The organism is Streptomyces sp. DT2A-34 (genome assembly GCF_030499515.1).
Lineage (GTDB): Bacteria > Actinomycetota > Actinomycetes > Streptomycetales > Streptomycetaceae > Streptomyces.
Genome location: NZ_JASTWJ010000001.1, coordinates 3139911 through 3163338, shown reverse-complemented (window position 1 = coordinate 3163338; position 23428 = coordinate 3139911). Strand labels below are relative to the sequence as shown.

Below are 23428 nucleotides of genomic sequence, written 5' to 3'. Positions count from 1 at the left end.
TTAGGCCAGTGCTTCGCGTGCGCGGCGGGCGAGTTCGGCGGCTCCGGGCACTTTGCGACGCTGGTAGACGGACAGGGTGGAGCGGAGCGAGGTGATGGCCTTGCGGGTGCGGTCGGAGGTCATGCCCTCCATGAGGGTCAGGGCCTGGGCCCAGGCGGCGACGGCTTCGTCGGCGCGGGCCTGGGCGGCGAGGCTGTCGCCGAGGTCGGCGTAGGTGAGGGCGTGGACGCGCTTGTACTTCTCGGGGTCCCAGCGCACCAAGGCGTCGCGGTGCTGTTGCTCGGTGCCGACGTGGTCGGCGAGGTCGGTCAGAGTGCGGGCGGTGTGGCTGGCGACGGTGCCGGCGGCCGGGCCGCTGACGCGGGAGTAGCTGGGCTGGGGGCCGTCGTCGCGCAGAAGGGCGTCTTCGGCGGCGAGCAGGGCGCGGGCTGCTGCTGGCTTCGCGCCGACAGCGGCGTAGGCGCGGGCGTGGGTGATGTGCAGCAGCGCCTCGGTCTGGCCGTCGACGTAGCCCAGACCGCGGGTGAGGGCTCCTTCGACGAGGTCGACGCAGTGGTGGGGCTGTTTGAGGCTCAGTGCCTGGTGGGCGAGGGCGCGCATCATCCAGGCGGCGTGGCCGCGCGGGTCGGCTTCGCAGGCGAGTTGGTAGCCGACCTGGTAGTAGCGCTGGGCGGCGCCTTCCTGGCCGAGGTCGTGGTGCTTCCACCCAGCGAGGTAGGCGAGTTCGGCGACGGCACCGAAGGCCGCTTGCCGTAGGGCTTCGTTCGGGAAGCGTCCGCGGAGCATGGGGGCGGCGGTGTCGGCGAGGTAAGCGGTGACGGTTGTCAGGCCATGGCCGCCGCCGAGGCGTTCGTCAGCCGCACTGAAGGCTGCGGTGATCTGCCGAACGACCTCCACGTCCTCGATCCCGACCAGCGAGCTGCCGGTGCGAGCCCGCAACATGCGGGCGGTGGCCTCGTGGTCGTAGAGGAGCGGCATGGCCACGCCAGCCGTGGTGAAGGCAGCCACGGCCAGGAAACGGCGGCGCTCGACGTCGGCACGGCCCAGATCGGTGGCGGCCAGAACCGGATCGGGCTCTTCCAACGCCGCAGTTTCGGGTGCTCGCAGGCCGATCTCGGCCGAGGTGATGGTGCGGCCTGCTCGGCGGGACAGCGCCTCAGCGAGATACTGGCCGGTCCGCCCGGTCGGCTGGCGTGTGCCGTTCGCCCAGTGGGAGACGGCCGACTTGTTGGTCTGGAGAGTCTCGCCGTTCTCGGCCGCGATACGCCGGATGTCCTTCGCCAGAGCCTCGTAGGTGCAGCCGATCGCCTCGATGACGTCACGCAGGCGGGAGTTGGGACCTCTCGGCGCTGCTGCCACGATCGCCTCCGCTCAGGAGCTGTAAACCGCGTATACCGCTTCAACTGCCTCTCACCGTACCCACTGTGCGTGACGGAGGGTTCACTAATCATCAGCCGCCCGGCCCCGGTCCGACACCGCGACCAGGCTCCCCCCTTCGGCCGGGCGGCCCCCGAAATTCCGTACACCTACACCGGGTTCGGGCATTCCTGTGCCCGAACCCGGCCGATCAGAGACGGAGACACGGTGACCACCATCAACACCACGGCCATCACGGTCGTACTGCCCGAGGCGTTCGACGAGCGTTGGAGCCGCCTGCCCGGCATCCAGGTCGACGGCCAGCGCATCACCATCGACCCGGCCGAGTACTTCTTCCGCTTCGAGTCGAACACGTGGCTCGTCGCCGACTGGGAGCTGGTCAAGTCCCAGCTGCTGGAGGTGCAGGAGACCACCGAGAGCGCCGTCGAGCAGCTCGCGCTGGACTTCATCAAGGCTCACGCCGAGTCCACCTCGGACGCCGCCCGCGTGCTGTCCACCGCCTCCGCGGTGTACGCGTACCTGTTCCGCGACGAGCACCTCGTCGGCCTCGGCCTGCCGCAGATCACGGCTGAGCACCTGCGGATGCTGCGCGAGGCGGCCACGCTGATGGCGCTGACAAGGTCGAGCTGGACGGGCACATCTCCAACGTCGGCCCGTGCTGGTTCTTCCCGGCCGCCACCTCCGTCGTCTTCGACCTGAGCGACGAGATGGGCGGCATGCTCGACGAGGTCTACCACGGCGGTTGGTTCAACGAGCATCGCCGCATCGAGTCCATCAAGGCCCACGCCGCCCTTGGTGGCCGACTTGTGCACGGTTGCCAGTCCGTGCCGGACCAGACCGGTGGCGTCGTCGCGCCCTACGGTGCGTCGATGGCCGCCTTCCGTGACGACCTCGCGGCCTTCAAGGCCGGATGGATCGATCAGGTCTACGCCCACCGCGTGAGCCCTGCCGCGTAACACCGCACACCAGGCTCCGGGGCGGGCCGGCGCCTGTCGCCCGCCTCGGACGCCCTCAACCTCCTTGGAGCCCTCACATGACCGCGAACCCCAGCGCCGATCTCCTCGACAACCTGCTCACCATGGCCGGCCGCACCACCGCGGTGCGCGAGGAGGTGCGCGTGTGGTGCATGTCCGGTGTCGAGCGCCTGACCTTCCCCGACGCCACCACCGCGATCTTCAAGTACGCGAAGCGGCCGTTCGACAGCGAGGATCAAGCTCTCCGTCTGGCGCGCACGCTCGGCGTTCCCGTCCCGCAGCTCCACGCCTCCGCCGTCCTGGACGGCTGGCTCGGCATGCTCATGGAGGACCTCGACCCCGTCGTCCGCGACGCGGACGACCTAGACGGCACCGCCGCGGCCGTGGTCCTGCACGGCACCCGTACGGCTCCGGCCCTGCCCGTCCTCGACCAGGCCCGCCTGCGCACGCTGCCGGACCGGGCCCTGGAGCACCTCGCCGGACTCCGCAAGGCCGACCGGTGGCAAGAGGCAGACGACGTCGAGGACGCGCTCGATCGGATCGCCCAGGCCGCCGAGACCCGCTCGGCCGGTGCCACAGTGGCTCCATTCGGCTGGGTGCACTCCGAGTTCCACCCCACCAGCCTCCACATCAGCAGCCACGGCTGGCGGCTGCTGGACTTCGCCCGCGCCTTCACCGGCCCCGGCCTGCTCGACCTCGCCAGCTGGCACGGCACCCTCGACACCCCCGACCCCGTACGCCTGCGGGTCTTCCTGGAGCAATACGTCACCGCCGGCGGCACCCCCGACGCCCTCACCCGGCGCGGCGGGCTCACCGCCGAGAACTGGGCCCTGGGCTGGCATCGCATGTGGGCCGTCGAGTGGTTCATGGAGCAGTCGATCCGCTGGATCAACGACCCGGCCACCGACCCCGCCTACATCAAGGCCGTACGCCGCCACCTCACCGACGTCCTCCACCTCCTGGAGGTCTAGGTGCTCGCCCACGCTTCCCCCTGGTACGTCCACGCCCTACAACGCACCGCAGGTACGGAGAGATCCGTATCGGCGCGGACGTCCGTCCCCGCGCTGACCTGCGTGGGGACGGACGCGACGGCGTGCGACGAGCCCAGGGGAAGGTGGGTTAGCGGGCGCGCTTGGGGCCCGCGATGCCGCCGGGCGGGCCGACGGGCAGGGTTCCCCTCGGGGCAGCGGGTGACTGGCCCTTGGCTGGAGGTGCCGGTGTGACCTCTTGTGTGGGCGCGGTGGCCGGTTGAGCGGGGTCGGGGCAGTAGCGGGCCCAGGCGTCGAGGAACCGGTTGCGCATGTACGCCTTGGCCTGCCTGCCCTCCTCGAAGCGGTAGTTGGCCGGGCTGATGTTGAAGTCCCGCAGCAGATTGGCCAGGTGGTAGGCGTTCAGGCCCTTGGTGCCGTACTCCGCCCACGGCGCTTCGGCATCCACGGTGAGCTCCTGGACCAGGTCATGGGTGCGCAGGGCCTCGGGGTTGTCCCGCTCGGCGAAGACGCGGCGGATGTCCCGCAGCAGACGCGTCTTCAGGCTGGTCTGCTCGTCCTGGGCGACCTCGTTGCGGGTCATCGCCACACAGGCCGCCCGAGCACTCGCGGGCCAGTGACCGCCGGCCATGTCGGCGACGATGACCAGCGGCTCCCAGGTATCCGCGGCCCGGTCCTCGACCGGCATCTGTGGCACCAGTCGGGCAGCGGTGGCCTGCAGTGGGGTCAGCCACGCGGCCAGCTTGTCGCGCAGCGCGTTCAGCTCCGGTACCGCGTAGCGCGAGCGGAACGGGGTGACCTTCTCGCCGGGCTTGCGCTTTTGCAGAGCACGACCGCTCGGTCCGTGATCGTGTCGGGCAGGTCGCCGATCGCGGCCAGCGCGGCCATGGCGAAGGTCGGATACGGGGTCGGCTTGTGTTCCGGTCCGGAGATGCGCCAGGCGGGCCGGTTGCGCTGGTGTCCGGCGTTCAGCAGGCCGCGCAGCTCCTCGTTGTCGCCCGCCTTGCTGAAGATGGCGTCGGCCTCGTCCACCAGGAGCGTGCGCGGGTTCTTGCCGATGACCCGGAAGAGCACCGCCGTGGACATGTTCACCGTCATGATCGGCTGGTGGACGGTCTCGTGGAGCACGTCCAGGACGCGGGACTTGCCGCACCCCTTGGTCGGCCCGAGCACCGCCAGGCGGGGAGCGTGCTGCAGCGCGGGCTGGATGTGGGTGGCCGCCACCCACAACGTGACCGCGATCAACGCCTCCTGGCTGGGCAGCACCGCGTACTTGGCGATCGCCGACCGCAACTCGTCCAGCAGCGCGGCACCGTCAGCAGCCGACTCGATGCCGGTGCCTTCGTGGTTTCCGGTGCCCGACCCGCCATCGGGGACCGCGATCACGTGCTGCATGGCCCCCTCGATGGGACCGTCGGTCCCCAGCGGCCGGCGGGGACCGCGATCACGGTCCCCATTGCGGTCCCCTGGTGCAACTTCCACGCTTTGGGGACCGGTCCCCGTTTTCGCGCCGCCGGCCTGTAGGTTTCCGCCGGATGTGGATACGGGGACCGGGGCTTGCGGGGACCGAGCACCGGGTATGTCGCGGGGACGGTCCCCGACAGCGGGGTCAGCGGGAGGCTGGGGACCGTGTGTTTGTGCATCGGCCGAGTGCTCGGCGGTCCCCAATGTGGGGGACCGTGTGTGCGCCTGGTCTCCGCGGTGCCAGGGGATGCCCCGGCCGGGGACCGCAGCCGTTGGCCAGACGGTATTGGCGGATGTGTACGTGGTGGTGGGGGACGTAGAGTCCTCCGTAGACGTTCCTCTCCGGTGAGAGGCAGGACGGGGAAGGTCCCGCCCCTCACCAGCTCGTTCGTTCAGGGATGGGCAGTCGGCAGGGGAGTCTCCGGCCCTCGGCGTTGGCTCGCCGAGGGCCGTTGCTGTGTCCGGGGCTTCCGGCAGCTCAGGAAGCCAGGCCCCACTCGTCTCGGCCGTCGGCCAGCGTCCGCTCGTATCGCAGCAGCTCGGCCTCGGGGTACAGCACCCGCTTGCGGATCTTGATGCCGCGTGGGCCTTTGTCGATCTGGCGCCAGTAGCGGACGGTGCTCTCGGCCGTGCGGTAGCGCTCGGCGACCTCGGCGGTGGTCAGGTATCGCATGCGTTCCAATTCGACTAGGCGGCAATCCGATCTGCATAAAGTGTGCTCGACGATCGCCGGTTAGCCAAATCGCATAGCATGTGTTTCAATATGGATAGGGATGGTCATGCTGGAGGTGTGATGACAGGCGACAAGGGCGACGGCGGTGAACTGCCGCTGCTCTACAGCGAGGGCAACATCGCTGCGCGGGTGGCGCTGGAGCGCGAGGTCAGGGGGTGGAGCACGACCGAGCTGGCGGACCGGGTGTCCAAGGCCGGCGTCAAGATGAACCAGACCGCGGTCTGGCGCATCGAGAACGGCACGCCACGTCGGCGCATCAACGTCGACGAAGCCCTCGCCTTCGCCCGCGTCTTCGAACTGCCCCTAGAAGAGCTGATGTCCCCGCCGCTGGAAGGGCTGGACCTCGACAGCAGACGCCTCGTCCAGGAAGCCGTCGAGGCGTACTACGAGACACGCGACGCCGAGGACCGCCTGCACCACGCCGTCGTCGGCATCGCCGAGCACATCCAGACCCACCCCGACAGCTCACGAGCCATCCACGAGCAGTGCCTTCGCCTCATGGGCGAGGAGCGCGACGCCCGCACCCTCACCGAGTACATCGAGGGCGGCGGCTACTACCGATAACCAACCTAAGGGAGAAGCCACTTGGCCAACATCCAAAAGCGCCCCAACGGCAAATGGCGAGCCCGCTACCGCGACCTCGACGGCAAGGAGCACGCCCGCCACTTCGACCGCAAGCTCGACGCCCAACGCTGGCTCGACGAGGTCACGGCCAGCATCGTCACGGGCCAGTACGTCGATCCCCGCGCCGGACGGATCACGTTCGAGAAGTACGCGAAGAAGTGGGAGGAGTCGCTCATCGCCAGCGAGGCGGGCGAGCGGATCACCGACAACGCGCTCCGGCTCCACCTCGTCCCGGCGCTCGGCTCCCGCGCGATGGCTGCGATACGCCGCAACGACCTCCAGGTGCTCTTCAAGAGCCTGTCCGAGCTGCTCGGCCCCGGCAGTGTGCGGAACGTCTACGACGTCCTCGTACGCCTCATGACGGCGGCCGTGGAGGACAAGGTCATCGCGTCCAGCCCGTGCCGCCGGGTCACGCTCCCGCCCATGCCGGACGAGGAGGTCACCCCGCCCACGGTCGTGCAGGTCGAGGCCATGGCCCGCGTGATGCCGCCGTACATCCGCGCGGCGATCGTTACGCTCGCCGGATCAGGGTTGCGAATAGGCGAGTTGCTCGGCCTCAAGGTGTCGGACGTCGACTTCAAGGCCGGCACTATTCGCGTCGAGCGCCAGCGCCTTCAGTCCGGGAAGATCGGGCCGCCGAAGACCGCAAAGTCCCGGCGGACTGTCCCGGTCGGTGAGGTCGTCACTGACGCGCTTCTCACGCACCTCGCCGCACGCCCCTCCAAGGAGTGGCTGTTCACGATGGAGGAGGGTGAACCGCTCAACTACCGCCGCTGGAAGACCGAATGGAACTGCGCTCGTAAGGAGCTGCAGAAGGCGGAGAGTGAGGCGGCCGAACGCGAGGGCCGCAAGCCCGTCGAGCTGCCACACACGGTGACCCACGACCTGCGCCACTTCTACGCCTCCGCCCTCATCGCAGGCGGAGCGAGCGTCCAGCAGGTCCAGCTCGTCCTCGGCCACGCGTCCGCCGTCATCACGCTGCGGATCTACGCGCACCTGTGGCCGGGCGAAGAAGACCGCACCCGGACCGTCATGGACGCCGTTCTCGGCGGCCTGCGGACCGGGTGCGGACTGGATGACCGAGCGACCAAGGAAATCGCAGGTCAAACGGCATGATCGAAGATCAAGCCTTCTTGGTCTCCCAGAAGATCTTGTCGATCTGGGCGATGTAGTCCAGCGCCTTCTGCCCGGTGGCCGGGTCGGTGGAGGCCTTGGCGGCCGAGAGGGCCTTCAGGGCATCGTTGACCAGCTGGTGCAGCTCCGGGTACTTCTCGAAGTGCGGGGGCTTGAAGTAGTCGCTCCAGAGCACCGAGACGTGGTGCTTGGCGAGCTCGGCGCGCTGCTCCTTGATGACGGTGGCACGCGCCTGGAAGTGCGGGTCGTCGTTGGCGGCCATCTTTTCCTGGACGGCCTTCACCGACTCCGCCTCGATGCGGGCCTGGGCCGGGTCGTACACACCGCAGGGCAGGTCGCAGTGTGCGCTGACCTTGACCTTGGGGGCAAACAGGCGGGAAAGCATGGAGCGTTCCTTCCTCGTGATCGTCTTCTCAGGTGGGACATTACTCCCTGCAAGACGGGTTTTCGCGAGTGCCCCCATGGGCTTAGGACAAAAGTCCAGGGTCAGACTGAGACTGGTGGAGGACAGTACCGGGGAGGTGCCGGGGATGCCGGAGTTGTCGCAGGACGCCGAGCGCGGGCGGGACGCTCAGCCCTTCGGGTGGGCCGAGGTGACGGGGCCGTCCATGGTGCCGACGCTGTACCACGGAGACCTGCTCGTGGTGTGGCACCGGGGCCGGATCAGGCCCGGGGACGTGGTGGTGCTGCGGCATCCGTTCCAGCAGGACCTGCTCGTCGTCAAGCGGGCCGCGGAGCGGCGTGAAGGTGGGTGGTGGGTGCTCGGGGACAATGCCTACGCCGGTGGGGACAGCACCGACTACGGAGTCGTGCCGGACGAGCTGATTCTGGGCAAGGTCCGCTTCCGGTACCGGCCGCGCAAGCCCGATCAGCGCTCGCCGTTCGCGCGGGCGCGCTGGGCGGTGTCGGCCGTGCGGCCCGTGTTCGCCGACCGGTCGGCCTCCAAGCGCTTGCGGGCGCGGTAGGCGGCCACATTGGCGCGGGTCGCGCAGCGGTCCGAGCAGTAGCGCCGGGAGCGGTTGGTGGACGTGTCGAGGTAGGCGTTGCGGCACGGGGCCGCCTCGCACAGGCCCAGGCGGTCCACGCCGTACTCGGTGAGGTGGAAGGCCAGTCCCATCGCCGCGATGGCCGCGTAGCCGGCGGTCGCGTTCGACGGGTGGTCCGCCAGGTGCATGTGCCACAGGGGGCGGCCGTCGTCGTCCCGGAAGTCGTGGCCGGAGATCTGCGGGCTCACCGGGAACTCCAGGAGGAGGGAGTTCAGCAGGTTCACGGCCAGCGCTTCGTCGCCCTTGTCCGCCGCCTCGAAGACCGCCCTCAGCCGTGCGCGGACCGAGCGGAAGCGGGTGACGTCGGCGTCGGTGGCACGGCGGCCCGCCTCCTGGCTGACGCCGAACAGGTCGCGGACGGCCTCGACCGAGGTCAGCGAGTCCTTGCCCCGGGCCGGGTCCTCGCTGTTGACGAGTCGTACGGCGTAATCCGAGTAATAGGCCAGTTCCACTTGTAGTCCTTACGGAGGCGTTCTATCGTCGTGGTGCGGTCGAGGTAACAGCTGATCGTGCTTCCAGGGTATTACGTGACGTGTGCGATGGAGGGGCTCGATGACGGACACGGACATCACCACCACGGCCGGAGCCGACTGGGCCGCCTGGCAGGAGAGCTGGGACCGGCAGCAGGAGTGGTACATGCCCGACCGCGAGGAACGGTTCAGGATCATGCTCGACATGGTCGAGGCCCTCGTCGGCCCCGCCCCGCGCGTGCTCGACCTCGCGTGCGGCACGGGAAGTATCACGGCCCGGCTGCTCGCCCGGTTCCCGGACGCCGTCAGCACCGGCGTCGACCTCGACCCGGCACTCCTCGCTATCGCCGAGGGCACCTTCGCGGACGACGAGCGGGTCTCGTTCGTGACGGCCGACCTCAAGACGCCGGACTGGCCGGCGCGGCTGCCGTACGACTCGTACGACGCCGTCCTGACCGCCACGGCCCTGCACTGGCTGCACCGTGAACCCCTCGCGGCCCTCTACGGTCAGGTCGCGGAGCTCGTCCGCGACGGCGGTGTCTTCCTGAACGCGGACCACATGATCGACGACTCGACGCCCCGGATCAACGCGGCGGAGCGCGCCCTGCGCCACGCCCGCATGGATCAGGCCAAGCGGGACGGCGCCCTCGACTGGTCCGAGTGGTGGCAGCTCGCGGCCAAGGACCCGGTACTGGCCGGGCCCACGGCCCAGCGCTTCGAGATCTACGGCGAGCACGCCGAGGGCGAGATGCCGTCCCCCGAGTGGCACGCGCGCGTACTGCGCGAGAAGGGGTTCGGGGAGGCGCGGCCGGTGTGGTGCTCGCCCTCGGACACGCTGCTGCTGGCGCTGAAGCAGGGCGGGCCGCGGGCGCCGCTTCGAGGCTTTCGGACGGACACCGAAGAGGCTTTCGGGCGGACGTCGAAGGGGGATGTCCCGTAAATCCGGCACGGATGTGAACAGCGGCGCGGAAACGCGAAAGGGGCGGGTACGGAATCCGTACCGCCCCTTTCGTCGAGAAGCTTCGCCGGTCCTCGCAGGCCGTGTCTTTTCTCGGCGCCGTTCGCATCGTGGCACTCGCCGCCGCGCCCGTGGTCCGTCGATCACACCGACGGCGAGCAATGCCCCCATGGATGAGGTTCTTCTGAGGTGGCGCGTGGGCTCCGAGCCGGAATGGCCACGGAGCCCACGCCGGGATCGCATCCCTCGAGAATCAGAGCACCTTGGACAGGAACGCCTGCGTCCGCTCGTGCTGCGGGTTCGTCAGGACCTCACGCGGGCTGCCCGACTCGACGACCACGCCGCCGTCCATGAAGACCAGGCTGTCGCCGACCTCGCGGGCGAAGCCCATCTCGTGGGTGACGACGACCATCGTCATGCCCGACTCCGCGAGGTCGCGCATGACGTCGAGGACGTCGCCGACCAGCTCCGGGTCGAGTGCCGAGGTCGGCTCGTCGAAGAGCATCAGCTTGGGGTCCATGGCGAGCGCCCGGGCGATGGCCACGCGCTGCTGCTGGCCGCCGGAGAGCTGGGAGGGGTAGTTCCCGGCCTTGTCGGCGAGGCCGACGCGCTCCAGCAACTGCCCCGCGCGCTCCCTGGCCTGGGCCCTGCTCACGCCCTTGACCTGGACCGGAGCCTCGGTGACGTTCTCCAGGGCCGTCATGTGCGGGAACAGGTTGAAGCGCTGGAAGACCATGCCGATGTCCCGGCGCTTCAGCGCGACCTCGCTGTCCTTGAGCTCGTAGAGCTTGTCGCCCTTCTGGCGGTAGCCGACCAGCTCGCCGTCGACGTACAGCCGCCCGGAGTTGATCTTCTCCAGGTGGTTGATGCACCGCAGGAAGGTCGACTTGCCGGAGCCGGAGGGGCCGATGAGGCAGAACACCTCGCCGGACTTCACCTCCAGGTCGATGCCCTTGAGCACCTCGACGGGGCCGTACGACTTGTGGACGCCTTCGGCCTTGACCATGGGGACGGTCGAGTGCGTGCCGGGGGCGGCCGTCTTGCTGAGCTTCTCGGTCATGCCGAGACCCCCTGCCGGTTGGAGAAGGAGAGCAGGTTCGCCTTGACCTTCTGCCACGGTGTCGGCGGCAGCTGGCGCATGGCGCCGCGGGCGTAGTACCGCTCGAGGTAGTACTGGCCGACGCTGAAGATCGACGTCAGCAGCAGATACCAGGCGGCGGCGAGGAACAGCATCTCGGCGGGGGCGCCGGAGGTCTGGCCGATGTCCTGGGCGACTCGGAGCAGTTCGGAGTACTGGACGACGGACACCAGCGAGGTCGTCTTCAGCATGTTGATGACCTCGTTGCCCGTCGGGGGCACGATCACGCGCATCGCCTGCGGGATGACGATCCGGCGCAGCGTCTTGGAGTGGCTCATGCCCAGCGCGTGCGCGGCCTCGGTCTGGCCCTCGTCGACCGCCAGCAGACCGGCGCGGCAGATCTCCGCCATGTACGCGGCCTCGTTGAGACCCAGGCCGAGCAGCGCCGTCAGGAACGGGGTCATGAAGTCCGACCACTCGTCCTTGTAGAACGGACCGAGGTTGATGTACTCGAAGACCAGGCCCAGGTTGAACCAGACGATGAGCTGGACCAGGACCGGGGTCCCGCGGAAGAACCAGATGTAGAACCACGCGATGGACGAGGTCACGGGGTTCTTCGACAGGCGCATCACCGCGAGCATGATGCCGCCGACGATGCCGATCAGCATGGACAGGACGGTCAGCAGGAGCGTCTTGCCCACACCGCTGAGGATGCGGTCGTTGAAGAAGTAGTCCGGGATCGCACCCCAGTTGATCTTGCCCTGGGAGAACGCGTACACGATGCCGCCCAGCAGGGCGAGCGCGACGGCGGCGGAGACGTACCGCCCGTAGTGGCGGACCGGGACGGCCTTGATCGCCTCCGCGCCGGCCGGCGGAGTGTCCGCCGGCCCGTCCGTCTTGTCGATGTCAACAGTCACAGGTGTTGCCTTTCAGTGCCCGCTGCTCGGCGCGGTCACTTGCCGCCGTTGATGGTGGCTTCCTTCACCGCGCCGTCCTCGACGCCCCACTTCTTGATGACCTTGTCGTACTCGCCGTTCGCGATGATCGCGTCCAGGGCGGCCTTCAGGGCGTCACGCAGCTGCGTGTTGTTCTTGGCGACCGCGATGCCGTAAGGAGCGGCCTCGACCTGCTCGCCGACGATCTGGAAGTCGTTGCCGCCGCCGGAGGTCTTCACGGCGTACGCGGCCACGGGGAAGTCGGAGGAGCCGGCGTCCGCGCCGCCCGCGCGCAGGCGGGTCTGGGCCTGCTGGTCGTTGTCGAAGGCCTCGATGGAGATCGTCTTACCACCGGTGCACTTCTTGGCCTCGGCCTTCGCCAGGTCCTCGGAGACCGAGCCGCGCTGCAGCACGATCTTCTTGCCGCACAGGTCCGACCAGGTCTTGATGTCGGTGTTCTTGCCCTTCTGGGTGTAGATCGAGACACCGGCGGTGAAGTAGTCCACGAAGTCGACGCCTTCACCGACCTTCTTGCCCGTGTCGGAGTCGATGCCCTCCTGGCGGTTCTTCGTGTCGGTCATCGCGGACATGGCGATGTCGTAGCGCTTGGAGCGCAGACCCGTGATCAGGCTGTCGAAGATGCCGTTCTCGAACTCGAACTTCACGCCCAGCTGCTTGCCCATGGCGTCGGCGAGGTCGGGGTCGATGCCGACCGTCTTGCCGGAGCTGTCCTTGAACTCGACCGGCGCGTACGCGATGTCCGAGCCGACCTTGATGACGCCCTTGTCGCGGATTTCCTTGGGCAGCTTGTCGGCGAGCGGGGCGGCCGCCGTGGCGGCGCCGGTGCCCTCCGAGCCGTTGTCCTTGGTCTGGTCACCGCAGCCGGTGAGAATCAGTGCGCCTGCGACCGCGATCGAGCCGACCGCGGCCAGCCGGGAGCGTGCGGCGGTCGTACGACGGGTGGAGCGTGCGGTCATGGTGGGTTCCTCCGGCGGATGGGTGGAGTTGCCGATGGGGCGTACAGCTGCCGATGGGTTCGGCACTGCGATGGTCGACGAGAACACACGTCTTCGAGTGTCGCGACCTCGTGTGATTACGGCATCTTGCCATTCGGTCTGAGCCATTCAGGACGCCCGCCATGTCAAAATCGGATAACGGGTGACCCTCGAACCGCCTCAGGTCGGTACATCCTGACCGCACCTTCTACGGAGATCTGCCCTCCCGACCGGAAGATCTTCGGCGCATCTCAGGATATGGGTCAGTGTGGTGCGTAGTTTGCGGGAGTTCGTGGCCTTTGGGGCCTGCGGTGCCGATTGTTCGCTTATTTCGCCATGAAGCGCACCGCTGTCGTTGCCGGGCCGTGTTCGATCCGTGTCGTCGGTGAACGTGTTTCCCTTCACGTCATGTGACCTTGCACGTATTGGGCTCGTCGTCGATGCCGTCCGTCCGGTAAGAAGGTTCTTTACACCCCTCATCCGGGGCTCAGGGCGCGTGTGCGGCGCGCTCGTCGCGTATGACCCGTACGCATCAACAGATCGGGGCATGCGCGGTCCCGCCCACCCCTCACCAGGAGTGGCCACCCTCAACCAATGAAGATCTAAGGGGTAAGACAAAGTGGCAGCGGAGATCGTCAATCCTCGCAGCGACAGCAATACGGATCAGGACGGCGGGGCCGAGCCCCTCGATTCCTTCGATCCGGCGTTCGCGCTGCACCGCGGCGGCAAGATGGCTGTGCAGGCCACCGTGCCGGTCCGTGACAAGGACGACCTGTCCCTCGCATACACACCCGGCGTGGCGCGCGTGTGCACCGCGATCGCCGAGCAGCCGGAGCTCGTCCACGACTACACGTGGAAGTCGTCCGTCGTGGCCGTCGTCACCGACGGCACGGCCGTGCTCGGGCTCGGGGACATCGGCCCGGAGGCCTCCCTTCCGGTGATGGAAGGCAAGGCGATTCTGTTCAAGCAGTTCGGCGGCGTGGACGCGGTCCCGATCGCGCTCGACTGCACGGACGTGGACGAGATCGTCGAGACGGTGGTGCGCCTCGCCCCGTCGTTCGGCGGTGTCAATCTGGAGGACATCTCGGCACCGCGGTGCTTCGAGATCGAGCGAAAGCTCCAGGAGCGGGTCGACATCCCGGTCTTCCACGACGACCAGCACGGTACGGCGGTCGTGACGCTGGCGGCCCTGCGGAACGCCGCGCGGCTGAGCGGGCGGTCCATCGGGGACCTGCGGGCCGTCATCTCCGGCGCGGGCGCGGCCGGTGTCGCCATCGCCAAGATGCTGGTCGAGGCCGGCATCGGCGACGTGGCCGTCGCGGACCGCAAGGGCGTCGTCTCGGCCGACCGGGACGACCTGACGCCCGTCAAGCGGGAGCTCGCCGGGTTCACCAACAAGGCCGGCGTCACCGGGTCGCTGGAGGCGGCCCTGGAGGGTGCGGACGTCTTCATCGGCGTCTCCGGCGGTACGGTCGCGGAGGCTGCGGTCGCTTCCATGGCTGAGGGCGCCTTCGTCTTCGCCATGGCCAACCCGAACCCCGAGGTGCACCCCGAGGTCGCGCACAAGTACGCGGCGGTCGTGGCGACCGGGCGGTCCGACTTCCCGAACCAGATCAACAACGTCCTGGCGTTCCCGGGCATCTTCGCGGGCGCGCTGCAGGTGCGGGCCTCTCGGATCACCGAGGGGATGAAGATCGCGGCGGCGGAGGCCTTGGCGGGCGTGGTCGGGGACGACCTCGCCGCGGACTATGTCATCCCGTCGCCCTTCGACGAGCGGGTCGCTCCGGCGGTCACGGCGGCGGTCGCTGCCGCGGCGCGGGCCGAGGGTGTCGCCCGGCGCTGACGTGAGTGTCGGCTGATCGGCCCCGTCCGGTATGGGCGGGGCCGATTCTTTGCCTGCGGGTGGGCTGTTCGGGTGGTTCAGGGCCGGTTCGGTGGGATGTGCCGTGTGTTGCGGCGGCGGACCGTCCCGTGGACGGGGGCGCGGGTGGCGGCTGCCTGTCCAGTCCCACGCCGGGCGCCCTGGCAAGAGGGTGTGTGTCACAGGGCGCTGTGGTTCCGTCGGTCGGCGTGGGCACCTATCGTCAAGGTCATGTTCGCTGTCTACGCCGCCCGAATCGACCGCGACGAGCCGCTCTCGGGGCTGGAGTTGGGGGAGCGTCCGGCCCCCGAGGCCCGCCCCGGCTGGAGCACCGTCGACGTCAAGGCCGCCTCCCTCAACCATCACGACCTCTGGTCACTGCGGGGCGTGGGCCTCGCGGAGGACAAGTTGCCGATGATCCTCGGCTGTGACGCCGCCGGTGTCGACGAGGACGGCAACGAGGTCGTCCTGCACTCCGTGATCGGACAGAGCGGGCACGGGGTGGGGCCCAAGGAGCCCCGTTCCATTCTCACCGAGCGGTACCAGGGCACGTTCGCGGAGCAGGTCGCCGTGCCGACCTGGAACATCCTGCCCAAGCCCAAGGAGCTCTCCTTCGAGGAGGCCGCCTGTCTGCCGACCGCCTGGCTGACGGCCTATCGGATGCTGTTCACCAACGCGGGGGTGCGACCCGGGGACTCCGTGCTCGTACAGGGGGCCGGGGGCGGGGTCGCCACCGCTGCCATCGTGCTCGGGAAGGCCGCGGGGCTGCGCGTCTTCGCCACCAGTCGGGACGAGGCCAAGCGCAAGCGTGCCCTGGAGCTGGGGGCCGTGGAGGCCGTGGAGTCGGGGGCTCGGCTGCCGCAGCGGGTGGACGCCGTGATCGAGACGGTGGGTGCCGCCACCTGGTCGCACTCCGTGAAGTCGCTGAAGCCGGGCGGCACGCTGGTCATCTCCGGTGCCACCAGTGGTGACCGGCCCTCGCACGCGGAGCTCACGCGGATCTTCTTCCTGGAGCTGAAGGTGGTCGGGTCCACCATGGGGACCAAGGACGAGCTCGAGGATCTGCTCTCCTTCTGTGCCGCCACCGGTGTGCGGCCTGTCATCGACGAGGTGCTTCCCATGGACCGGGCCCGTGAGGGCTTCGCGCGGATGGAGTCCGGGGAGCAGTTCGGGAAGATCGTGCTCACCAACTGACGGTTCTCGCCACGGCGCTTGCGGCGGGTTCGGGGCTTTGCCCCGGGCCCGCCGTTCATTTGTCAACTGGGGTTGACGCGGGCCGGTATGTCAACTTACGTTGACATCATGACCGAAGCAACAGATCTCGCCGAGCGGGCGGGTGATCGCGATCCGCGGGTCGGACTGCGGGCCGTTGCCGCGTTGCGCCGGCTGCTGGAGCAGTTGGAGGCGGTGCAGGTGCGCAGCGCGCGCAATCAGGGGTGGTCGTGGCAGGAGATCGCCGCGGAACTCGGGGTCAGCAGGCAGGCCGTGCACAAGAAGTACGGGAGGCGTTGATGTTCGAGCGGTTCACGAAGGATGCCCGCGCGGTGGTGACGGGCGCGATCGAGCACGCCGAGACGGGTGGGGCGCAGACCGTCGATGCCGAGCACATGCTGCTTGCGGTGCTCGATCGGGAGGGGAGCCGGGCGTCGTTCGCGCTCGCCGCGCTCGGGGGCGGCCAGTGGCTGGAGTCCGTACGGCAGGCCTTGGGTGAGGCTCGGCGGCGGGGCGGGCTGTCGCAGGCCGAGGCCGAGGCGCTGGCCGGATTGGGGATCGATGTGGGGGAGATCGTCGCCCGGGTGGAGGAGGCGCACGGGGTCGGGGCGCTGGCCGGGGAGGTGCAGGGCAAGGGCTGGTGGTCGGGGCGACGGTCGTTCGGCCGGGGTGCCAAGGACGTGCTGGAGCGGGCGCTGCGTGTGGCCGTCGCCCGTCGGGATCGGCACATCGGCGATGAGCACATCCTGCTGGCTCTGACCAGCCGTCCTGGCGTGCCCGCCGAGGTCCTCGCCGATCACGGAGTGACGTATGAGTCCGTGACGAGGGTGCTGTACGGCGAGGGAGAGGCCAAGGCCGGCTGAGGAGCGGTACGCGAGGCGGGCGCCCGGCCTTCCGGGTTGGGTGCGCTGTCCGGAAGGCCGGGCGCGCCGCCTGTTGCGTCCGACACGACGACCGGTACGGCGGCCCCGGCCAAGAAGGCCTCGGCCCCCGGGCGGTGCGCTGAGTTGGTGGTCGCGCTGCCCGAGGGAGTGGGCTCAGTGCTTCGGCGTACGCAGTAGCGCTCCGATGTGTGCCGCCGCCGTCGACAAGTGGCGGCGGGCGTCGCGGAGTTGGTCCGCTGTCACGCCGTGGTCCCTCGCCGCGTCACGGATGTCGTCGCGGAAGCGGTCGAGCAGGCGGTCCAGGTCGCGGGCCGGGTCGGCGGTGGGGGGCTCATGGGCCCAGGTGGGTTCGTAGTCGGCGGGGAAGTCCTGAGGGGTGTCGGAGTAGTCGGGGTGCTGCTGCGCCGACTTGGGGGCGCCCGGGCGGCCGAAGCCGAAGTCCCGGCCGAACTCCTTCCCGAAGTCCTTGCCGAAGTCGCCGAACTCCTTGGCCAGTTCCGTCAGGCCCTCGCGTACGCCCGTCGGCCAGTCGCCGCGCGCGAAATGGTCCTGTACGTGCTCCTGGACCCGGCGGGCGATGCGCTGGACCTCCTCCTGGGCCTGGGCCCGGGCGCGGTCCTGTGCCTCCTTGGCCTGGCGTCGGGCACGCTGCGCCTCGTCGCGGGCGCGGCGGCTCTCGTCCTTGGCGCGCCGGGCCTGTTCCTTCCACTCCTGCTTGGCGCGGCGCATCTCCTCCTTGGCGGCGCGCCACGCCTCCTTGTCGGTGTAGTCCGAGAAGTCGCCGAAGGGGGTGTCCGCCTTGGCGCCGTTCCCCTGGCGGGCCTCGGACGCCGCCGCCCGCATCTCGCGCCGCAGGTCGCCCGCCGCGCCGCGGACGTCGGCCTGGATCTCGGCGGCGAGTTCGGCCACCGACTCCCTGATCTCCAGCTCCAGGTCGGCCAACTCGCCGCTGCGATCGGCCAGTTCGGCGCGGCCGGCGTCCGTGATGGCGTACACCTTGCGGCCGCCCTCGGTCGTGTGGGTGACCAGCCCCTCGGTCTCCAGCTTGGCCAGGCGGGGGTAGACGGTGCCGGCCGACGGTGCGTACAGCCCCTGGAAGCGCTCCTCAAGGAGGCGGATCACCTCGTAGCCGTGACGCGGGGCTTCGTCCAGCAGCTTCAGCAGATAGAGGCGGAGGCGGCCGTGGGCGAAGACGGGAGGCATGTCAGAGCACCTTCTTGTCGGTCGTGCCGTCGGCCGGGGCGGCGGTGGGGCCCTCGCCCTGGCCGGAGACGGAATTGTCCCCCGAGTCGTCCTGTGCGCTGTTCACCGGGTCGGTCGTCGAATCGGTGGCTGAGGTTGGTGAGGTGGGCGTGGCGGGCTCGGGCTCCTCCCAGGCCTCGGCCTCCCACGGCTCGTCCTCCTTGGGCGGGCGGCGCAGCAGGGCGATCGAGCCGGAGACCGTCGTCGCCCGGAGCTTGCCGGTGCCCTCGCCCAGTCGGCCGGTGATCTTGTGGGCGCCCCACTGGCCGTGGACCCGCAGGCCCTCGAAGGCGTTGGCGATCCTGCCGCTCGCGGTGTTGGCCTCGACGTCCGCGTCCGCCGGGGCCGGCAGGCGGATGGCGATCTCGCCCGAGACGCTGGTCAGCCGGACGTCGGTCGGGCCGTCCGGGTCGAGGTCGACGATCATGGAGCCGCTCACGGAGTCGGCCTTCACCGAGGAGCCGGAGCCCTCGACGACCGTGAGGTCACCGGAGACGGAGTTGAAGCGGAGGTCACCGGTGACGGCCTGGGCCTCCAGGTTCCCGCAGACCGTGTCGGCGCGGACCGGGCCGGACAGGGCGACGAGTGTCGTGTCGCCGGTGACGCCCTTGACGACCGACGGGCCGTGAATCCCGGAGACCACCGCCCCGGCGCCGACCACGCCCACCTCGACGCGCGTGTCGGCCGGGACCGCCAGGGAGACCACCGCGCTGCGGCGCCAGCCCTTGCGGTCGAGCCATTTGAGGAAGCCCTTCCAGGGGAGGTCCTCGTACGCCACCGTCAGCGTGCCGCCCTGCTGGGTCACCGCCAGGGGCGGGCCCTCGATCTCGGAGACCTCCAGGCGGGCGGAACCTTCGTCCGTCCCCACCACGTTCACCGTGCCGTTGACGATGCGCACGTGGAGCTCGCTCACCGGCTCGTCGAAGGTGAGCTTCCCGGGCTCTGTGACGGACCACTCGGACATGCTGCGGACCTCCTGGGCGACCGGACGCGGCCGCACGGGCCGGACCTGAACACGACACGCCATATCGCGTCTTCAGCAAAACACGATATATCGTGGGCGACGTAAGTCAAGGCACTCGTTCTGGTGATCACAAATAACGCAAGGGTGAACAAACTGGCCTAGCGTGTTGTCATGCCGACGGAAGAGTCCCGAGCCGCTCGCCAGGCCCGTCCCGCCCCGGGTGCCCTGCTGCTCTGCCGCGCGGAGCCGGAGTCCGTCGCCCCCGCCGCCCAGCTGCTGCGTGAGCGCATGCTGCTCGCGTCGGCCGGCGGGGAGTGGAGCGTGCTCGTCCCCGAGGGCAGGCCCTGGCTGGAGGGCGGCGAACCGGTCGACCGCGTCCTGACCGGCTGGGCCACCGCCCTCGCCGTCGGCGCCCCCTGGCCCGTCCTCGCCCTCTGGTGGGACGCCGACCGCACCGGATACACCCTCGCCTCCGGTTTCCGCCGCCCCGTCGGCTACGTCTGGCTCGCCAACGGCACCCCGGCCGGCGAGGGCGAGGCCATGCACACCTTCGCCGGCCGCCTCGGCCTCGATCCGGTGCTGGACGTGCAGGCCCTCGACGACCTCACGGGACCCGACCCCGCGGCCGACGCACGGGCACGCATGCGTGGCCTGCTCGCCGTCCTCACGCGCGCGGGCGTGTCCCTGCCCGCCGACCTCGCCCCCGGCGACAGCGCCGACCGCCTCCACGAGGCCGCCCGCGACCACCCGCACGTCCGCATCGAGGGCGCGGCGGGCTGGCGCCACGCCCTCCGCGCGGAACTCGACGCCGTCGAAGGCGGCCGCCTCGGCCCCCTGCTGCCCTGGACCGGCGGCCCCCAGTCCCACCGGCTCGCCCTGGCCCAGGTCGCGGCCGGTCTGCCCGTCACGGCCTGGGGGCTGCGGCGCCGCAGTGCGGGCTGGACCGTGGCGGGCGCGGTGCTGCTGGCCCACGGGGCGCTGGGGCTGGTGTACAACGCGGTGTGGCCGCTGGACTGAGGGTTCTGCGGCGGGGTCCGGCCGCCGACGGCCAGGGCCTTTGCTCCGGCCTGGGGCAGCCGTACGGCCTCTGCCTCGGCCGCCGACGGCCAGGGCCTTTGTTCCGGCCGGCGGCAGCTGTACTGCTTCTGCTCCGGCCGCCGACGGCCAGGGCCTTTGCTCCGGCCTGGGGCAGCCGTACGGCCTCTGCCTCGGCCGCCGACGGCCAGGGCCTTTGTTCCGGCCGGCGGCAGCTGTACTGCTTCTGCTCCGGCCGCCGACGGCCAGGGCCTTTGCTCCGGCCTGGGGCAGCCGTACGGCCTCTGCCTCGGCCGCCGACGGCCAGGGCCTTTGTTCCGGCCGGCGGCAGCTGTACTGCTTCTGCTCCGGCCGCCGACGGCCAGGGCCTCTGCTCCGGCCTGGGGCAGCCGTACGGCCTCTGCCTCGGCCGCCGACGGCCAGGGCCTTTGTTCCGGCCGGCGGCAGCTGTACTGCTTCTGCTCCGGCCGCCGACGGCCACGCCCTTTGCTCCGGCCTGCGGCAGCCGTACCGCCTCTGCCCCGCCGCTGGACCGACGGCCGCGCAGACTGCCGTACACCACGACCGACCGCCGCTCGGACGGCCGTACACCACGACCAACGGCCGCTCGGGCGGCCGTACAACGCGAAGGGCGCCCCGCATCAGGGCGCCCAGGGCAGGAGGTGTCCGCCAGGGGCGCCCTGGCGCGGGGCCCCCTCATGCCGAGAGGGTCGGCCGAACTCCTACACGTCGTCGTCCTCGTCGTCCAGCCGGGCCAGCCATGTCGCCAGCCGCTCCACCGGTACCTCGAAGTCCGGGTTCAGGTCGACGAACGTGCGCAGCTGCTCGGCCAGCCACTCGAAGGTGATCTCCTCCTCGCCGCGCCGCTTCTCCAGTTCTTCGATGCCTCGGTCGGTGAAGTACACGGATGCTCTCCTGGGGCTGGGCCTGGGGCCACGGGTCGTACGTCTCCAGGTTATGTGGCCCGGGACCCGGGTCGTACCACTGCGTTTCCGCACGCCACGCGCGCGTGGCGGGCACAATGTCCGCAGGCGTGAAGAAAGCGCCAACCGGTCAGGGGCACAGGGGAGTTGCCCCGGAGTGCGGGGGAGCCATGGAGCGGAGGATCCAGGAGATCGAGCTGCCCGGAGGGCAGACGGTGCTCGCCAGGGTCGGAATCCTCAGGGCCGACGACCTTCCCGGCGACGAGGAGGAGTTCGCCTACGACGACGTCGGCGCCCTCGATCAGCTCTCCGCCCGGGTGGAGCAGCTGAACGAGCTCGTCACGGGCGTCGGCGGTGCCGTCCTCGCGGCGGGCCGGGCCGCCGGGCCGGACGAGATCAGCGCCACGTTCGGCGTCGAACTCGCCGCCAAGCCCGGCAAGGCCGTGGCCCTCCTCGCGGACGGCGAGGCGAAGGCGGCGATCTCGGTGACGCTGACCTGGCACCTGGACGGACGCGGCACCCAGCGGACCGGGGACGGCACAGCGAGCGGAGAAGGCACCGGCGCCGGCGGAGCCTGACCGTGTCCGAACTGGAAGACCTGACACGCGGGGCCACCGTACGCCTGGGGCCGGCCGGTGATCCCGACGTGCTGTGGGGCAGCGGGTTCTTCGTCGCGCCCGGCTGGGTGCTCAGCTGCGCGCACGTGTTGCGCCTCGGCGAGGACGGCGAGCGGAAGGGGCCGTTACGGGTCTCGGGCGAGCACGGAGCGGTCCGCGCCCGGCCCGCCTACTGGCTGGGCTCCCGCGTCGACCCCGAGCAGGACCTCGTCCTGCTCCGGCTGCTGGACGACGTGCCGCACGCATGCGTGCGGCTCACCGACCGCTACGACCGGCCGCACGAGATCACCGCGTTCGGCTGGCGCGCACGGTCGGGCGGCCCCGAGACGTGGAGCGGCCGCTGCCTCGTGAGCGGCACCGACGGCGACTACGGCGTCACCCTGGGGCCGGAGAGCGAGATACCGCACGGCGCCTCCGGCGGCCCCGTCCTGGACCGGCTGCACGGGGTGGTCGCCGGAGTCGTCAAGGCCCGCCGCAGGGGCCGGGACGGCGGCCTCGCCGTCGCCGCCACCGCCCTGCGGGGCTTCGGCGAGGCGATCGCCCTGGACGGCGGGGACGAACTGGGCCCCGACCCGTACCACGCCCTCATCCGCGCCCACGACCAGTGGCACCACGACCGCCATCGGGACCACGCGACCCGCCGCACCTGCTGGGTCGCCGCGCAGGAGCGGCTGGCCGCGCCGCACGCGCGCGTGTGGCGGCCGTCGGACGGCGCCACCGCCTGCGCTCTGTTGGCGGATCTGCCGCTGCCCGAGGGGACGGACACCCTCCAACGGCTCATCAAGGTCGTCCTCGACATCGAGCCGCACTGGCGGGGGCGCCACCGCCGCGCGACTGGCGCGACGGCCACGGCTGGCTGTACGACCGCAGCGAGCGGGCCGACATCGCCTTCCTGCACTATCTGACCCTCGTCGCCCAGGGGTGCGCCCAGGACTGCCCGGCACCCGTCGCCGCCCTGGAGGACTGGCTGCGGGAACGGGTGGAGACGCTGCCGGACGGCGAGCGGGGGCTGCTCAAGGACAAGCTGTCGGGCGGCCGGACGCCGGCGCGCGCGGCGGCACCCCCGCCTCGGTCCCAGGGCGACGACGGGCGGAACCCGGTGGTGACCGTCGTACTGGAGCCCGACGCCTTCCACCCCGCCGACCGGTTCCACTGGCGGGTGTGGATCTGGCCCGGCGGATCCGGGACGACCAGTTCCCTGGCCGAGTCCGACGGCATGGAGGGCGTACCGCTGACCGCGCTGCAGAACGAGCTGAGAGCGCCCCTGGGCAAGGCGTTCCAGCTGCTCGACTCCCCCCACCGACGAGCCCGGCTCGAAGTCGCCCTGCCTGTCGAGCACTTCGACATGGACGTGGACTTCTGGCGGCCCCAGACCGCCGTCCGCAGCTACCGCCTGCACCCCGCCGAGCGTCCCTTCGGCGTGCACCGGCAGGTTGTGCTCCGGTACCTCGGCCACAGCCGCGGCCCGTCCGCGCAGGCCTGGCGGGAGCGCTGGCGGGCCCTCGACGAAGGCGGCCTGGAGGCCCTTCCGCTGAACCCGCCCGCGTACGCGCGCACCACCCTGGAGTCGGCCCCCGGCCCCGCCGTGCCCGTGCTGTGCCGGACCGCGGCCGAAAGCATCGAGGCCCTCCAGGAGGCGATCGACGCGGGCTACGGACTCGCCCTGTGGGCCCGCGGCGTCCAGCACACGTACGGCTGCGGGCAGCAATGTGTGGACCTGCGCGAACACACCGCCAAGCTGCTGCGCCGCACCGGCCGCGCCGTGGCGCTCCCCGAGGCGTTGCGCCGACTGCGCGAACGCATGGGCGAGTGCGACGAGGAAGCGGAGTGGGCCGAGCCGCTGGCCCTCCTCTACGACGATCCGCAGCGCCCCGTCCCACGCTGCGACGAGCCCCTGAACTCGCCCTGAACCG

The 23428-nt window shown here is 70.4% G+C and carries 23 protein-coding genes and 2 pseudogenes; 14 read left to right on the top strand and 11 right to left on the bottom strand.

Translation table 11 applies throughout. From position 1 onward, the window contains the following. Positions 1-1359, bottom strand: a complete 1359-nt coding sequence (locus QQM39_RS13625) for a tetratricopeptide repeat protein (RefSeq protein ID WP_301996965.1) — start codon at positions 1357-1359, stop codon at positions 1-3. A gap of 225 nt (positions 1360-1584) precedes the next feature. On the opposite strand from QQM39_RS13625, the pseudogene QQM39_RS13620 reads away from it, so the two are divergent. After that, positions 1585-2333, top strand: a pseudogene (locus QQM39_RS13620) (hypothetical protein). 77 nt (positions 2334-2410) lie between these two features. After that, complete coding sequence (locus QQM39_RS13615; RefSeq protein ID WP_301996964.1) at positions 2411-3322, top strand: phosphotransferase family protein; 912 nt, start codon at positions 2411-2413, stop codon at positions 3320-3322. Between the two features lie 148 nt (positions 3323-3470). On the opposite strand, the pseudogene QQM39_RS13610 reads toward QQM39_RS13615, so the two are convergent. Next, positions 3471-4735 (bottom strand): annotated as a pseudogene (locus tag QQM39_RS13610) (DUF3631 domain-containing protein). 547 nt (positions 4736-5282) lie between these two features. Beyond that, a complete protein-coding gene (locus QQM39_RS13605; protein WP_301996963.1) occupies positions 5283-5477 on the bottom strand; it encodes an AlpA family transcriptional regulator in 195 nt (64 codons plus the stop codon). A gap of 120 nt (positions 5478-5597) precedes the next feature. On the opposite strand from QQM39_RS13605, the gene QQM39_RS13600 reads away from it, so the two are divergent. Next, positions 5598-6101 carry a helix-turn-helix transcriptional regulator gene (locus tag QQM39_RS13600; protein WP_301996962.1) on the top strand — a complete coding sequence of 168 codons (504 nt, stop codon included), beginning with the start codon at positions 5598-5600 and terminating at the stop codon, positions 6099-6101. Between the two features lie 21 nt (positions 6102-6122). Further along, positions 6123-7277 (top strand): site-specific integrase, encoded by a 1155-nt coding sequence (locus QQM39_RS13595; protein WP_301996961.1) that lies wholly within the window; start codon positions 6123-6125, stop codon positions 7275-7277. Between the two features lie 7 nt (positions 7278-7284). Here the strand turns inward: QQM39_RS13595 and sodN are convergent, their stop codons facing one another. After that, positions 7285-7680, bottom strand: coding sequence for a superoxide dismutase, Ni (gene sodN, locus QQM39_RS13590; protein ID WP_020123534.1), 396 nt, complete (start codon positions 7678-7680; stop codon positions 7285-7287). Between the two features lie 145 nt (positions 7681-7825). On the opposite strand from sodN, the gene sodX reads away from it, so the two are divergent. Beyond that, the gene (sodX, locus tag QQM39_RS13585) at positions 7826-8260 is read left to right on the top strand and encodes a nickel-type superoxide dismutase maturation protease (protein ID WP_302003576.1); all 435 of its coding nucleotides are present in this window, start codon (positions 7826-7828) and stop codon (positions 8258-8260) included. Here sodX and QQM39_RS13580 read toward each other — a convergent pair. Continuing rightward, positions 8164-8793, bottom strand: a complete 630-nt coding sequence (locus QQM39_RS13580) for a CGNR zinc finger domain-containing protein (protein ID WP_301996960.1) — start codon at positions 8791-8793, stop codon at positions 8164-8166. The genes sodX and QQM39_RS13580 overlap by 97 nt on opposite strands. Before the next feature lie 100 nt (positions 8794-8893). Here QQM39_RS13580 and QQM39_RS13575 point away from each other — a divergent pair, with 100 nt between their 5' ends. Next, positions 8894-9751 (top strand): trans-aconitate 2-methyltransferase, encoded by an 858-nt coding sequence (locus QQM39_RS13575; protein WP_301996959.1) that lies wholly within the window; start codon positions 8894-8896, stop codon positions 9749-9751. Between the two features lie 271 nt (positions 9752-10022). Here QQM39_RS13575 and QQM39_RS13570 read toward each other — a convergent pair whose 3' ends face one another. The 3 genes from QQM39_RS13570 to QQM39_RS13560 are packed head-to-tail and all read right to left on the bottom strand — an operon-like array spanning position 10023 to position 12759. Continuing rightward, positions 10023-10829 carry an amino acid ABC transporter ATP-binding protein gene (locus QQM39_RS13570; protein WP_301996958.1) on the bottom strand — a complete coding sequence of 269 codons (807 nt, stop codon included), beginning with the start codon at positions 10827-10829 and terminating at the stop codon, positions 10023-10025. Beyond that, a complete protein-coding gene (locus QQM39_RS13565; protein WP_301996957.1) occupies positions 10826-11764 on the bottom strand; it encodes an amino acid ABC transporter permease in 939 nt (312 codons plus the stop codon). The genes QQM39_RS13570 and QQM39_RS13565 overlap by 4 nt, the downstream gene beginning before the upstream one ends. Before the next feature lie 35 nt (positions 11765-11799). Continuing rightward, positions 11800-12759, bottom strand: a complete 960-nt coding sequence (locus QQM39_RS13560; protein ID WP_301996956.1) for an ABC transporter substrate-binding protein — start codon at positions 12757-12759, stop codon at positions 11800-11802. A 637-nt stretch (positions 12760-13396) separates the two neighbouring features. Here QQM39_RS13560 and QQM39_RS13555 point away from each other — a divergent pair. From QQM39_RS13555 to QQM39_RS13540, 4 genes are all read left to right on the top strand, one after another. Continuing rightward, on the top strand, positions 13397-14620 hold the full coding sequence (locus tag QQM39_RS13555; protein ID WP_301996955.1) for an NADP-dependent malic enzyme: 1224 nt from the start codon (positions 13397-13399) through the stop codon (positions 14618-14620). Positions 14621-14869: 249 nt separating this feature from the next. Beyond that, complete coding sequence (locus tag QQM39_RS13550; RefSeq protein WP_301996954.1) at positions 14870-15832, top strand: zinc-binding dehydrogenase; 963 nt, start codon at positions 14870-14872, stop codon at positions 15830-15832. Positions 15833-15940: 108 nt separating this feature from the next. After that, positions 15941-16150 (top strand): HTH domain-containing protein, encoded by a 210-nt coding sequence (locus QQM39_RS13545; protein WP_003997975.1) that lies wholly within the window; start codon positions 15941-15943, stop codon positions 16148-16150. Beyond that, complete coding sequence (locus QQM39_RS13540) at positions 16150-16713, top strand: Clp protease N-terminal domain-containing protein (RefSeq protein ID WP_301996953.1); 564 nt, start codon at positions 16150-16152, stop codon at positions 16711-16713. Before QQM39_RS13545 ends, QQM39_RS13540 begins: the two co-directional genes overlap by 1 nt. 174 nt (positions 16714-16887) lie before the next feature. On the opposite strand, the gene QQM39_RS13535 is transcribed toward QQM39_RS13540, so the two are convergent. Further along, complete coding sequence (locus tag QQM39_RS13535; RefSeq protein ID WP_301996952.1) at positions 16888-17937, bottom strand: PadR family transcriptional regulator; 1050 nt, start codon at positions 17935-17937, stop codon at positions 16888-16890. A gap of 1 nt (position 17938) precedes the next feature. Beyond that, entirely contained in the window at positions 17939-18940 is a 1002-nt protein-coding gene (locus tag QQM39_RS13530) for a DUF4097 family beta strand repeat-containing protein (protein WP_301996951.1), read from the bottom strand. Between the two features lie 171 nt (positions 18941-19111). Between QQM39_RS13530 and QQM39_RS13525 the strand changes: the two genes are divergently transcribed. Next, positions 19112-19957 (top strand): hypothetical protein, encoded by an 846-nt coding sequence (locus QQM39_RS13525; protein WP_301996950.1) that lies wholly within the window; start codon positions 19112-19114, stop codon positions 19955-19957. A 740-nt stretch (positions 19958-20697) separates the two neighbouring features. Here the strand turns inward: QQM39_RS13525 and QQM39_RS13520 are convergent. After that, on the bottom strand, positions 20698-20880 hold the full coding sequence (locus QQM39_RS13520; RefSeq protein ID WP_003997970.1) for a DUF6104 family protein: 183 nt from the start codon (positions 20878-20880) through the stop codon (positions 20698-20700). Positions 20881-21068: 188 nt separating this feature from the next. Between QQM39_RS13520 and QQM39_RS13515 the strand changes: the two genes are divergently transcribed. The 3 genes from QQM39_RS13515 to QQM39_RS13505 all read left to right on the top strand — a co-directional run bounded on the left by QQM39_RS13515 (position 21069) and on the right by QQM39_RS13505 (position 23424). Further along, a complete protein-coding gene (locus QQM39_RS13515; protein ID WP_301996949.1) occupies positions 21069-21476 on the top strand; it encodes a CU044_2847 family protein in 408 nt (135 codons plus the stop codon). Between the two features lie 2 nt (positions 21477-21478). Continuing rightward, complete coding sequence (locus QQM39_RS13510) at positions 21479-22420, top strand: trypsin-like peptidase domain-containing protein (RefSeq protein WP_301996948.1); 942 nt, start codon at positions 21479-21481, stop codon at positions 22418-22420. Positions 22421-22494: 74 nt separating this feature from the next. Then, on the top strand, positions 22495-23424 hold the full coding sequence (locus QQM39_RS13505) for a hypothetical protein (RefSeq protein ID WP_301996947.1): 930 nt from the start codon (positions 22495-22497) through the stop codon (positions 23422-23424). Positions 23425-23428: the final 4 nt, after the last annotated feature.

Coding starts and splice junctions, on each gene's coding strand:
- QQM39_RS13615 (WP_301996964.1), top strand. CDS start 2,411: ATGACCGCGAACCCCAGCGCCGATCTCCTCGACAACCTGCTCACCATG.
- QQM39_RS13605 (WP_301996963.1), bottom strand. CDS start 5,477: ATGCGATACCTGACCACCGCCGAGGTCGCCGAGCGCTACCGCACGGCC.
- QQM39_RS13600 (WP_301996962.1), top strand. CDS start 5,598: ATGACAGGCGACAAGGGCGACGGCGGTGAACTGCCGCTGCTCTACAGC.
- sodN (WP_020123534.1), bottom strand. CDS start 7,680: ATGCTTTCCCGCCTGTTTGCCCCCAAGGTCAAGGTCAGCGCACACTGC.
- sodX (WP_302003576.1), top strand. CDS start 7,826: ATGCCGGAGTTGTCGCAGGACGCCGAGCGCGGGCGGGACGCTCAGCCC.
- QQM39_RS13575 (WP_301996959.1), top strand. CDS start 8,894: ATGACGGACACGGACATCACCACCACGGCCGGAGCCGACTGGGCCGCC.
- QQM39_RS13570 (WP_301996958.1), bottom strand. CDS start 10,829: ATGACCGAGAAGCTCAGCAAGACGGCCGCCCCCGGCACGCACTCGACC.
- QQM39_RS13560 (WP_301996956.1), bottom strand. CDS start 12,759: ATGACCGCACGCTCCACCCGTCGTACGACCGCCGCACGCTCCCGGCTG.
- QQM39_RS13550 (WP_301996954.1), top strand. CDS start 14,870: ATGTTCGCTGTCTACGCCGCCCGAATCGACCGCGACGAGCCGCTCTCG.
- QQM39_RS13545 (WP_003997975.1), top strand. CDS start 15,941: ATGACCGAAGCAACAGATCTCGCCGAGCGGGCGGGTGATCGCGATCCG.
- QQM39_RS13540 (WP_301996953.1), top strand. CDS start 16,150: ATGTTCGAGCGGTTCACGAAGGATGCCCGCGCGGTGGTGACGGGCGCG.
- QQM39_RS13535 (WP_301996952.1), bottom strand. CDS start 17,937: ATGCCTCCCGTCTTCGCCCACGGCCGCCTCCGCCTCTATCTGCTGAAG.
- QQM39_RS13530 (WP_301996951.1), bottom strand. CDS start 18,940: ATGTCCGAGTGGTCCGTCACAGAGCCCGGGAAGCTCACCTTCGACGAG.
- QQM39_RS13525 (WP_301996950.1), top strand. CDS start 19,112: ATGCCGACGGAAGAGTCCCGAGCCGCTCGCCAGGCCCGTCCCGCCCCG.
- QQM39_RS13515 (WP_301996949.1), top strand. CDS start 21,069: ATGGAGCGGAGGATCCAGGAGATCGAGCTGCCCGGAGGGCAGACGGTG.